Here is a 12,245-nt window from a genome sequence, read left to right as displayed (position 1 = left end):
CCAAGGTGTTCATCCGTTAACCGTCTAATTTTGCAAAAACTGCTATTGTTTTACTTGAAAATACACGTTCTTGATAACTTTTCCAATTGATAGAGGGGGCAATAATTACATCTTGTAACGATTTAAGGTAGGCTTGGCGAGAAAGTGTACTCGCACCGAGGCTTAAAAGGTGATCATTGACCAATTGGCAATCAATCCACGGTAACTGATTTTCTTGCCCAATCAGCATTAAAGTATAGAAAGCCATCTTAGAAACATCGGTTTCAGTACTAAACATGGACTCTCCAAAACAGCCTTTGCCAATACTGACACCATAGAGTCCGCCAACCAAGTTATCTTGCTGCCAGACTTCAACACTGTACGCATATCCTGCTTGGAACAAGGCGCAATAGCCTGCAATGATATCTTCACTAATCCATGTTTCATTGGCATAGCTCCGAGGCAATGAACAAGAACGAATCACGTCTTCAAAAGCATTATTAATGGTAATTCGATAATCATGCTTTTTCATATTTCGAATTAAAGATTTACTTGGTTTGTAAGCATGTGGCTCGATAATGCAACGTGGTTCAGGACTCCACCAGCAAATTGGCTCGTCTTCATTAAACCAAGGGAATAAGCCATGCGTATAGGCTTCAAATAAGGTTGAGGGTGAAAGGTCTGCGCCGATGCAGATAAATCCTTGACCTTCTGGATCTGCTTCAATTGGATTGGGGAATATATATTGTGAGGGAGGAAGCTGTTGCATGATCAGAAAAAGCAAATAAGAATGATTCTAAGCTAACTGAAGTTGTAGGGAATGGCAATCTTTGGCATTGTCATTCCCTTTGCGAGTTTAATTAAATAAGCGTAGCTGTTTAGCAATTTGTAGTTTGTTACTATCCAAGAAAAGCTGTGCTTTGGCTTGAATAATTTCGAGACTTTTTTCTCGATCAGTAACGGTTTTTCCGTCACTGTCCAAGACCAACCAATTCAGTTGACTGATGACATCTTGAACATATTGTGCAAAGTCACTCGCTGACGCTAAGCCATCAATAAAATGTGCACGATAGAACAATTGATGGAAATGCTCAGTTGGAATACCAATACCGGTAAGTGGACTAATCAAAACACTATAATTCTGATGAAAACTGGCTTGTTTGAGTAAATAATGATTTAAGCGATGACACTGTTGCAATGTTTCTTGTTTGGGCTCTAATCTTTGACAAGGTTGAGCCAAGCCTAAGTGAGACAAAATTACTAGAGCATTGAGGATCTTTGCATAATTTAATTGTGGGAAACTTTGTTCTAATTCGGCAATCGTCAGCGGTCGATAGTTTTCCTGTGCGAATTTATCACCAATTGGCGTGTAGATTTCCTCGATTAAATTAAAGGTGCCTAATAAGCCATTGATATTGGTTGGAAGTTGTTCCTTAGCTGTGAGCAATACAAAAGCTGTGTTACGCAGTCGCTCTTGCACCTGTAATGGGGTTAAATTGTTTTTACCGCGAATAAATAGGTAACGTCTAAATTGCGTGTTGGCAAAATAGTCGCGGCATTGTTCTTTGAAAATTGGGTGCTCAATCGCATTCAAAAAAGCTTGGTGTTGTTCTGAAAAATTGATGTTATCTAAGTGAGTACTTAGATCGGTTGAACCTGCATAAGATAGTTTGATTTCATCTAAAATACGTACAATTTGCTGGAAAGAAAAACATTGCCAATCTTGATTTAAATATTCATGAATCAAATAATTCGGATTTTGCTGTTTTAAATCAGCGACTTTTTGTACGGCATTGGGATTGCGTTGTGCAAAAATTGGATTTTGTTTAAGTAGGTCTTCACTGAAGCTGAGGGCTTCACTGACCTTTTGTAGAGGATTGGTGCTTTTGCTATTGAATTTGAAGTGGCTATGGAACAGCTCACGGATTGGCATATTGGCAGCCCAACCTGTGACACAGTTATAGCTGATATAGACAATACCATTGGGTTTTAAAAATTTACGGATAAATTTTAAAATAATGTGCTGGTTCTCATAGCTGATCCAGCTCCAGATGCCGTGCAAACTGATCGAGTCAAACATGGGCAAATCTTGGCGATTCAGCAACTCTTCAAAGCTATCATCATAAAAATAATGCTCAGTATTACTGTGTTCTGCTAATTGGTTGGCATGTGCTGCATGAGCAGGATTGAAGTCTGTGCCATAAAACTTTGCTTCGTTACAGGTTGCATGAATATTGATGCTGACACCTTGACCAAAACCAAGTTCACAATGTGTTTGATTTTCCTGAAAGTCGGGACTATCAATACCATTGAGTAATAAGCAAAACTTTTGGAAATTCGGGCTGAGGTCTCGATAATAACCGTAGGTATAATTTACTTCAGTTTGGTAGCCATTGGTCCATGTTGTTGTCATTTATTTACCCTATCAATTATCTAAAAAATGTACATTCAAAAAGTCATCATTTTTTGATTGTAGGGATGCAGGCATAAAAAAACCACCAATGTCTGGTGGTTTTTAAATTTTGGCCCGATTAGTTTAAATTATCGAGATATTTCTCTGCATCTAATGCTGCCATACAGCCTGAACCTGCAGAGGTAATCGCTTGGCGATAGATACTATCTGCAACGTCACCCGCAGCAAATACACCTTCAATCGATGCAGCTGTTGCATTGCCCGCAGTACCGCTATGTACTTGGATATAGCCATCACGTAAGTTAAGTTGGCCATCAAACATACCCGTATTCGGTTTATGTCCGATTGCAACAAACAAGCCTTGAACTTGAATATCTTGTGTACTTGCATCTTGAGTCGATTGAATACGAACTGCGGTTACACCAGTTTTGTCACCCAAGACTTCATCCACTTGGTGGTTCCAGATAATGCTGATTTTGCCTTCTTTTTCTTTGGCAAAAAGATGGTCTTGTAAGATCTTTTCAGAACGCAAGCTGTCACGACGATGAACCAGTGTGACATGCGCTGCGATATTTGAAAGATAGAGTGCTTCTTCAACCGCAGTGTTACCACCACCAACAACCATGACATTTTGGTTCTTATAGAAGAAACCATCACAGGTAGCACATGCGCTCACGCCTTGACCCATAAATGCAGCTTCAGATTCAAGACCTAAATATTGTGCAGTCGCGCCTGTTGCAATAATCAACGCATCACATGTGTACTCTTCCATATCGCCTTTGAGCACGAACGGACGAGTTTGAAGATCTACTTCATTAATATGATCGTAGACAATTTCTGTACCAAAGCGTTCTGCATGAGCCTGCATACGCTCCATAAGTACAGGACCGGTTAATCCTTCTGGGTCACCTGGCCAGTTATCAACTTCAGTAGTCGTTGTTAATTGACCACCTAATTGTAAACCCGCAATCAGTGTTGGCTTAAGGTTAGCACGTGCTGCATAGACTGCTGCGCTATAACCTGCAGGACCAGAACCCAAAATAATTAACCGTGAGTGACGAGCGCTCATTAAAGAACATCCTTTTTATATCAAAACTGCTAAAATTATACGTGAATCCGAAGGGGAGTGGGCTAAATCCATCGGGATAATACTGATTAACTCAATCGAATTGAGCTATATCCGAGCAGGATGTTAACAACAACAGTAAACAATCGTGCATCTTTTTTGTAAGAACGAGTGCATAATATAAAACTTATTGATTAAGGTAATTTAGACCTTAAAAGATACTAACAAATAACGAATTGGGTTACAGGACTGTATATGACTGCGGTGTCAAGTGTTTATGCACAACGCTTTTTAATGACATTATTTTTGATTTCTTTTGGCATTTATTTATTTCTTGCCACAGTGACTTATACACCATTTGATCCGGGCTGGATGCATATTTCCAGTGATACCCAGCAGGTCTCAAATGCAAGTGGTGTAGCAGGTGCTTGGATCGCAGATTTACTGTTTGGATTTTTGGGCTGGGCGAGTTTGCTCATCCCACTATTCTTATTCATCGAGGCTATTCAGGTCTGGTGGCCAAGAAGCTTTTTAAACCGTCCATTTCGTTATGCTGCCCAATTCTTCTTGATTCTTTCAATTTCAAGCTTACTGTATTTACATTGGAATACACCAGCGGATACCTTGGATAATGCAGCAGGCGGTATCATTGGTTATGAGTTGGGGCGGAGTTTATCTCAATTATTAACGATTTATGGTGCAACCCTTTTCTTACTGGCATTCAGTATTTTATTGCTTACGTTGGCTTTTGGGATTCAGTGGAACAAGACCTGGATCACTCTGAAAAATACACCGGCCTATTTACAAGATTTATTCTATAAAAATGTGCCACAGCATGAGTCTGCATATGACCTGACTGAGCAATTAGCCGCAGCCGATACACCAGCAATTAAGAGTAAAGTACAAACTGAGCCTGCTCCTGTAGCAGAGACCAATGACGCTAAAGCGAATCAAGTTCAGGCAAAACTGATTAAAATTGATGATTCACATCATCAATTAATGGCTGAAAAATTATTTGCCGATGTGGTTGCGAAAGAGCAACAGCACAATTCCCAACCACAAGCTGTAGAGCAGGTTGAAGATTTTGAACAGACACTACAGCGAGCTCATCAGTTTGAGACAGAAAGTCAACGTTTAGTGCAAACGGGTGAGGTATGGCGTGCATTGCAACATGACGATGCGAGCCATAAACAAGAGATTGATGCATTATTAAGAGCTGCAGATGATTCAGCCAATGCTGCTACGCATTATGCGCCTGCGGCACGTACAGATTCGTTAACGCAACAAGCAAATATAAGCAATTTAGATTGGAATGATGATCAAATCTTTGATGAGTTGTTGGCTGCGGTACCGAATAGTAAGACAGCAACAGATTTGCATACGCCATTTACCCAAGAGCCTGTAGCAGCACCAAATCATCATGTGCCTGAAGCTGAATTTGAAGCGGATATCGAAGCTCTAATTACTGAGTCTGCACGATCAACAGAAATAACAACGCAGTCATATTCATCTCCAACTCAAGATGAAACCCACAATAGCGTTAATGAAGAACGAGATGATTTTAATGATCTTCTCGTGGAAGATGAGCATGAAAATAGCAGTCCGCGTACCACCAGTTATGCGCAATCGTCTGCTTTCGTGAAGGCACCTATTGAAGTTAAGTCAGCACCAAAAGAAACCTTGTCTAAAGAAGCTTTCATTGAAGCTTGGCAAGAAACTGCAGGTAAGGCAGAGCCTGAATCTGATTTAGAGATTGAAGATGATTTTGACCTAGATGCACCGTTAACAGATGCGTTTGGTCGTCCGATGTCGCGTGCGATGCAAGTGGCGAAAAAACGTCTTGATTTGCCAACCTTGCCGGGCCTAGAGCTGCTTGATAATGTGGATCCAAATAAAAAGGTCAATTTCACTGCTGAACAATTGTCACGTCTTTCTGAGCTTTTAGAAATTAAATTACAAGAATTTAATGTGAAAGCACAGGTGGTAGAGGCGCAACCTGGCCCAGTCGTTACCCGTTTTGAACTGGATCTCGCACCAGGGGTGAAAGCCTCAAAAGTGACCAATATTTCGCGTGATTTAGCCCGCTCTATGTCGATGGCTTCTGTTCGTGTGGTTGAGGTAATTCCGGGTAAACCGTATATCGGAATTGAAGTACCGAATAGCAGCCGTGAAATGGTACGCTTGATTGAGTTATTGAAAACGCCAGCTTTTGAAGACCCTGCGGGTTTACTCTCTATGGCGATGGGTAAAGACATTTCAGGAAATCCAGTAATTACTGACCTCGGCAAAGCACCGCATATGTTGGTTGCGGGAACGACAGGTTCAGGTAAGTCGGTTGCAGTCAACTCGATGATTCTTTCGATGTTGCTGAAATACACACCTGATCAGTTACGCTTAATTTTGATCGATCCAAAGCAGCTTGAATTAGCTAACTATAACGATATTCCACATTTGTTAACGCCTGTTGTTACGGATATGAAAGATGCCGTCAGCGCGCTAAATTGGTGTGTAAATGAAATGGAACGCCGTTATAAGCTGATGTCATTCCTGAAAATTCGTAAGTTAAGTGACTATAACCGTAAGGTCGAAGAAGCGATTGCCAATGGTGAAGATCTCATTGATCCAACATGGAAAGCCAGTGATTCTGTTGTGGGCGAGCGAGCACCACGTTTAGCACCATTACCATCAATTGTAATTGTTGCCGATGAGTTCGCTGACATGATCATGCAAGTCGGTAAAAAAGCGGAAGAAATGATTACGCGTTTGGCACAGAAATCGCGTGCAGCGGGTATCCATCTATTACTTGCAACTCAACGTCCTTCGGTCGATGTCATTACAGGCTTGATTAAAGCCAATATTCCAACCCGTGTTGCATTACGTGTCAACAGTAAAATTGACTCGCGTACCATTCTCGATGCAGGTGGTGCAGAAGACTTACTCGGTCATGGTGATATGCTGTTTCTAGGACCGGGTAAAATCGAGCCTGAGCGTGTGCATGGTGCCTTTATTAGTGATGATGAGGTCAACCGTATTTGTGATGCTTGGCGCGAACGTGGTGAGCCCGATTATGTTGATGAAATTCTCACGCCATTTGATGAAGAACCAACATCTCGTGGTTTTGAAGATGGTGATGGTGACCCAAGTCGTGATGCACTTTACGATCAATGTGTATCCTTTGTCCTAGAAACACGTAAAGCATCAACATCATCATTACAGCGTAAATTTAGTCTTGGCTATAACCGTGCCGCCCGCATTATTGACCAAATGGAAGAGAATGGCATTGTGAGTTCCATGGGTGCCAATGGTAAGCGTGATATTTTGGTTTAATCAAAACTCTTTGCTAAAAAGCCTCTAGTCAATAGAGGCTTTTTTTATTTGTCTTGTATGAGGCGAAGGGATTTTATCTAACTCCCATAACTAAACCTGCAAGTACGAGCAACCACCATAGCGAACCAAAAATGATCATCACTAGATGCGCAGTACTTAACTTTTCTTGGATGACGCTATTCACTTGATCAGCGTGTGTTTTGGCATAATTCAATGTGACAAAAGCAGGAATCAAGAAAATGAAATTGAATAGGGCAATCAACCAATAAGGATCAGGCAAATGGGAGGCAAATGTCACTACTAGGTAGCCAGCGAACATCCATGCGGCTGAGAATGATCGTGTATAACCATTTTCTTGGGCATAGCCTTGAATCCTATTAAACAGTGCGTATAAGAAGAAGATTGAAAAAATGGCACGTAGCGCAGGCATAATATTTAAATTATCTTTAATCGCAAAAAAACGCCATGCTTTAAACATCCACCAAGTTTGATATAAGCCAAAAGAAGTGATGGATAAAATAATAAATCGTTTCATGCTGATAATTTTAAGATCAGCAACATGGTATTTTATTGGAGGTGATTCAATTAAATGATTGTTCGTGTCTGTCATTGTCTTTCTTTGAAAATAGAATTGTTTTGGTTTTATTTTAATAAATTACAACAAATTGGTGACATGGTGGTTTTAGATAATGCCACATCATTAAGATCTGATAGCGATAGCACAGATAAATCATATGGCATTATTGGGGAAAGCAATTAGGCAAATTTTGCCAAGACTTCCAAGAAACCATCTTTTTGGCGTGGGAACTGTGCAATCACATCGTGAATGCGTTGGCCTTCAGGATTGGTTGCATTGAGATTACGACCATCAGCCAAAAACTGGATGATTAAGCGTTCATAGTCATTTGGACGCATATGTTTGAATGCATGATAGAGCACATGAAAGTCAGCATTTACGCCAGTTGGAGGAAGTTGGTTAAGGTAGGCAAACACACGCTCATCTGACCATTCTTCATTGAAAGTTGCTGGCTGTGATAATGCCATGACAATCTCCTCAGTCTTATAAAATAATAAAGGCAAAATACTTGAAGTGGGGAAAGTCCTACTTTCCAAATCCACCCGCGTATTCTGCCTTTATTTGCGAAAAATCGCTAATGAAAAAACTTCTATCGATCTTCAGGTAAATTGATATTCATTTCTAACATTTCGATATTTGCTTCTGAACGAACCTGCATTTGAATATGCTGTTCATCCACACCACGAACATAACGACTCACAACCTGCATGATTTCTTTTTTCATCTGGTCGATTTTGTCTTGGCCTAGGCGACGGCCTAAACCTTGTTCAGAGGCAACAATTACCTTTAAACGATCTTTGGCAGTTTGTGCACTTGATGGTTTTTCATCACTGCTAAAAAGTTTACTCCAGAATCCTGCCATAATTACGCTCCAAATAGTCTAGCTAACCAACCTTTTGGCTGTACTGCAATGTGTCGATAAGGACGGTCTTCGCCAAGGAAGCGAGCCACTAAGTCATCATAAGCTTGTCCAGCTTTTTCTTCTGTATACAGAATCACTGGTTTACCTTCGTTTGATGCTTGAAGTACGCTCGGACACTCAGGGATGACACCCAAAGTTGGCACACGTAAAATATCTTTCGAAATATCATCGATCGTAAGCATTTCTTGTTTATCAGCACGCTCTGGGTTAAAACGTGTAATACATAAGTGCTTACGAATACGACCTTCGTTTTGTTCAACTTTTTTGGTCTTGCTGTCCAGCATACCAATAATACGGTCTGAGTCACGTACTGATGAAATTTCAGGGTTTGTTACAATGATTGCTTCATCAGCATGATACATTGCTAAAATTGCACCGCGCTCGATACCAGCAGGTGAGTCACAGATGATGTAATCGAACTCTTGAGAAAGTTCATCAATCACACGTGCAACACCTTCATCGCTCAAGGCATCTTTATCACGCGTTTGTGATGCTGGGAGAATGTATAAGTTCTCAATCTCTTTATCACGGATGAGTGCTTGTTGTAGGCGTGCTTCATTATTAATGACATTGACAAAGTCATACACTACGCGGCGTTCGCAGCCCATGATTAAATCAAGATTACGTAAACCCACATCGAAATCAATCACAACAGTTTTATGACCACGTAGGGCTAAACCTGTTGCAAAAGATGCACTTGTTGTAGTTTTACCTACACCACCTTTGCCTGACGTTACGACAACAATTTTGGCCACCGAATCCACTCCTATTTATGGTCATACGCCCCTAAAAGGGCTTATTGGTGCTTTTAAAACTTCTTTCGTTAAATTAAAACTGCAAGGCTTCAAATTCAAGTTCTTGCTTGTTATTTAAATAAATATGTACAGGCTTTTTGATCATATCTTTAGGAATATCATCTGCTACACAATAGGTCCCCGCAATAGAGATTAATTCTGCTTCGAGCGAATGGCAGAAAATACGCGCCGCAGCTTGTCCACCTGCACCTGCAATGACTCTACCACGAGCATTACCATAAATGTGAATATTTCCAGATGCAATCACTTCTGATCCACTATTCATGCCAGCATTTAAGATAATATCGCCCTGATCTTGTACCAAACATTGGCCTGTCCGCAAAATCTCATCATGATAAGAGGTGATATACGCATTCGATGTATTTTTTTGTGGTGTTTGTATTGCTGAATCATCGGCTGCTTTTGTAGGAGCATGATCAACCACTTGTTCTTTTGATGCTTTGATCCGTTGTAACGGTTGATCTGTAGGAAGAACAGGGAATTGAATCGCACGTGCTTCATCACCCAAAATGCCATCAATCACAGCCATGGGTTGTAAACCTAAATCGATTAAGAGCTGAATTAATGCAATGAGCTCTTGCTCAACGGTACTGTCTATAATGACTAATGTTCCGAGATAAGAACCTTCATTCAGCGTGCTGGTAAGTTGCTGTCGGATTGCATTATGGTCATTTGTGTCGAAAGTCAGTCGACTAAAATTCACCATTCTGCCCGTAATCCGTATATCAGCCATAATTTATCCTTCAGGGCTTTTTAAGCGCTCTATTGTGTTAAAGCAGTTGTAAATAAAAGCAAATGCTAGAACAAATTACACGAATTCTCTAGCTTGATTGGTAATTTTTCTTGTAATCACTCTGCTTTTTTATCCAATTGATCATATTCTTGCAAAGTTTGCTGCCATTGCTTTACTTTTACTTGTTTTCGAATCGCTTCAAGGCTTTCAAATACTACTGATTCGACCAATTCTTCTAAGTACTGATTATCAATATTCAGTTCGCTGACTTTTTCTGCAATGAATTGATAATTTTCATTGGGTCTTTGAGATGAACCTGAAGTAAAGGGTTCAATTAAGCCTGCACTAATATTTTCACCTAAACGTTGTCCAATACTTTGTATTTGTTGTTCGATTCGGCCACCAACAATTGGAATCAAGCGCAATAATTGCGTCAGTTCAGGCGTATCTTCAATGGCTTGATTGACAATGACACCTACTTTTTGAGTAATCACTGGTTGTTGTTGCTGTAAAGCAGTCGCTAAAGATTCCTGCAACATTGAAGAAAGCGTTACAGTAAACAATTGTCGATGATGATCAACCAGATCATGGATAATTTTTTTATGACTTGAACTGGTTTCAAGTTCATGTCGAATGCCATCAATGACCGTAATGACAACACGATCAGAAAGCTCCTCCATCACGACACGATAGTAAAACAGAGCTTTGACTCGAATCCCATCTGGTACGACCTTATAGCCTAGTTCATGCAGTCGGTAGGCGATAATTCCCGCACGAAATAGTCGTAGAAAACGGAAATGCGGAATAATGGCAATGATTTCGTACCAATGAATAAAGGGAAAGAACCACCAACGTGCATGATGTTTTTGTACGATTGAAAGAAACCAGCGAATAGATAGTTCCGCAATCAAAAAGATGATAAACCAAGCTTCAGTGATAATGACCCAAGGGTGTAAATAAGTACGATAGAATTCAAGTACATTTGCAAGGTGAATGGTATTAAAAAACCATGCACCAATATTACTCATCAAGAAAAAGTTCATGCCTAAGCAGAACAAATTAAAAACAATAATAAACACCATGAAAATGTCATAGACAAGGAACAGCTTGAAGAACTTACTGCTCGGATTGACATAGCTATATTTAGAGTTTTTTCCTGAGTCCTGCTGGGTCATGTTTGTGCTCAATCCCTAAGGAGATTATTGGTGATACTTGGATTTCATTTGTGTGATTAACTGATCTTTTTCAGTCCAGATCTGATCCACCCATTTTTGGAAGCGTTCACGATAAACCGGGTCATCTTCATAATTACCATTGAGTGCCCACTCTGGAATATCTATTTTACGTAAATCTACAGCAATACGTGATACGTCTCCCAACCAAAACTCGCCGTAACCAGGAGCACCATCAGGATAAACAATGGTCATATCTACAAAAGCATCAATTTGATTGCCGAGAATATTCAATGCTAAAGCCAAACCACCAGCTTTGGGTTTAAGCAGGTTTTGATAAGGTGATTGTTGTTTTGCATGCTTTTCTTGGGTAAAACGTGTGCCTTCTAAATAGTTCAATAAAGTAAAAGGCTGGCTAAGTAATTGTTCACACGCCTTACGTGCTTCAAGCATATCGCGTGATTTAAGTTCTGGATTTTTGGCAATTTGTTCTTTGGTATGTCGCTTCATCATCGGGAAGCCCAAAATTTTGAAAGCTTGCCCCACAAAAGGAATAAAAATAAGTTCCCATTTGGTGAAAAAGCGGGTCAGTGGCATACGGGTTAAGCCAAAGTATTGATTCACTGTCGTATCGACCCAACTTTGATGATTACACATCATGAGATATCGACCTTGTAAATTAAGATCGAGGTTTTTATCTATACTGATATCCCAGTGTAAATCTGGCAATACATTGTCAATTAACCAGTTATTTACCCCTAACCAACTGTTGGTAATCTGAATATTGGTTTCGTCTACTTTTGCAGATTTTTTAAATAATTTGGTTAAACCTAATGCCAGTACAGGTGGGCCATGAAAAAATGTACTTCCTGTGATGACTGAACTAACGGTTAATCCTTTACTGACTTTTTGCAATAAGGACGCTTTTTTATTGGCGTTAGACATAAATCAAACCTTGAGTGCAGATATTTGGAAAAGAGATGGTTCAACTATAAACAACAGAAGTTGAAATACAACTGTATATTTGGCTGATCTGACAAATTTTATATATTTAGGTGGTTTAGGTTGTTTTTTCAACTAAAGTTATGAATTTTTCTCTGTTGGATAACCAAAAAATGTAAAATTGTATTTTGTGACAAATGTCTCTAAAAATATTTTTTATGTTAAAAACAACAACAATGAAGGGATTGTGTGGCTTTGTTCAAGTAAAATGCATCAAAATATTACAAAAATATAAATAA

The 12,245-nt window shown here is 39.8% G+C and carries 12 protein-coding genes; 2 read left to right on the top strand and 10 right to left on the bottom strand.

Annotation, left to right across the window (positions count from 1 at the left end):
- Positions 1-16: 16 nt before the first annotated feature.
- The 3 genes from aat to trxB all read right to left on the bottom strand — a co-directional run bounded on the left by aat (position 17) and on the right by trxB (position 3,461).
- Positions 17-748, bottom strand: coding sequence for a leucyl/phenylalanyl-tRNA--protein transferase (gene aat, locus FPL17_RS09755; protein ID WP_159884800.1), 732 nt, complete (start codon positions 746-748; stop codon positions 17-19).
- A gap of 87 nt (positions 749-835) precedes the next feature.
- Positions 836-2,392: a methyltransferase regulatory domain-containing protein gene (locus tag FPL17_RS09750; RefSeq protein ID WP_159884798.1), complete on the bottom strand. Its 1,557-nt coding sequence runs from the start codon at positions 2,390-2,392 to the stop codon at positions 836-838.
- A gap of 118 nt (positions 2,393-2,510) precedes the next feature.
- Positions 2,511-3,461: a thioredoxin-disulfide reductase gene (gene trxB, locus FPL17_RS09745; protein ID WP_005190950.1), complete on the bottom strand. Its 951-nt coding sequence runs from the start codon at positions 3,459-3,461 to the stop codon at positions 2,511-2,513.
- Between the two features lie 252 nt (positions 3,462-3,713).
- Here trxB and FPL17_RS09740 point away from each other — a divergent pair, with 252 nt between their 5' ends.
- Positions 3,714-6,785: a DNA translocase FtsK gene (locus tag FPL17_RS09740; protein ID WP_159884796.1), complete on the top strand. Its 3,072-nt coding sequence runs from the start codon at positions 3,714-3,716 to the stop codon at positions 6,783-6,785.
- A 73-nt stretch (positions 6,786-6,858) separates the two neighbouring features.
- Here FPL17_RS09740 and FPL17_RS09735 read toward each other — a convergent pair whose 3' ends face one another.
- Positions 6,859-7,395 (bottom strand): hypothetical protein, encoded by a 537-nt coding sequence (locus tag FPL17_RS09735; protein ID WP_159884794.1) that lies wholly within the window; start codon positions 7,393-7,395, stop codon positions 6,859-6,861.
- Here FPL17_RS09735 and FPL17_RS18780 point away from each other — a divergent pair.
- Positions 7,375-7,545: a hypothetical protein gene (locus tag FPL17_RS18780; protein WP_167515348.1), complete on the top strand. Its 171-nt coding sequence runs from the start codon at positions 7,375-7,377 to the stop codon at positions 7,543-7,545. The two genes, FPL17_RS09735 and FPL17_RS18780, sit on opposite strands and share 21 nt — an antisense overlap.
- Here FPL17_RS18780 and FPL17_RS09730 read toward each other — a convergent pair.
- The 6 genes from FPL17_RS09730 to FPL17_RS09705 form a co-directional block, all read right to left on the bottom strand.
- Entirely contained in the window at positions 7,542-7,829 is a 288-nt protein-coding gene (locus tag FPL17_RS09730) for a PA4642 family protein (protein ID WP_159884792.1), read from the bottom strand. The two genes, FPL17_RS18780 and FPL17_RS09730, sit on opposite strands and share 4 nt — an antisense overlap.
- A gap of 122 nt (positions 7,830-7,951) precedes the next feature.
- Positions 7,952-8,224 carry a cell division topological specificity factor MinE gene (gene minE / locus FPL17_RS09725; protein WP_004655180.1) on the bottom strand — a complete coding sequence of 91 codons (273 nt, stop codon included), beginning with the start codon at positions 8,222-8,224 and terminating at the stop codon, positions 7,952-7,954.
- A gap of 2 nt (positions 8,225-8,226) precedes the next feature.
- On the bottom strand, positions 8,227-9,039 hold the full coding sequence (minD, locus tag FPL17_RS09720; protein WP_004805162.1) for a septum site-determining protein MinD: 813 nt from the start codon (positions 9,037-9,039) through the stop codon (positions 8,227-8,229).
- 73 nt (positions 9,040-9,112) lie between these two features.
- Positions 9,113-9,832, bottom strand: coding sequence for a septum site-determining protein MinC (gene minC / locus FPL17_RS09715; RefSeq protein WP_151714990.1), 720 nt, complete (start codon positions 9,830-9,832; stop codon positions 9,113-9,115).
- Positions 9,833-9,948: 116 nt separating this feature from the next.
- The gene (locus tag FPL17_RS09710; protein WP_159884790.1) at positions 9,949-11,007 is read right to left on the bottom strand and encodes a preprotein translocase subunit SecA; all 1,059 of its coding nucleotides are present in this window, start codon (positions 11,005-11,007) and stop codon (positions 9,949-9,951) included.
- Positions 11,008-11,031: 24 nt separating this feature from the next.
- Positions 11,032-11,949, bottom strand: coding sequence for an acyltransferase (locus tag FPL17_RS09705; protein ID WP_159884788.1), 918 nt, complete (start codon positions 11,947-11,949; stop codon positions 11,032-11,034).
- Positions 11,950-12,245: the final 296 nt, after the last annotated feature.

This window comes from Acinetobacter dispersus (genome assembly GCF_009884975.1).
In the GTDB taxonomy this organism is placed as follows: Bacteria; Pseudomonadota; Gammaproteobacteria; order Pseudomonadales; family Moraxellaceae; genus Acinetobacter; species Acinetobacter dispersus.
This window is presented reverse-complemented; position numbering and strand designations above follow the sequence as displayed.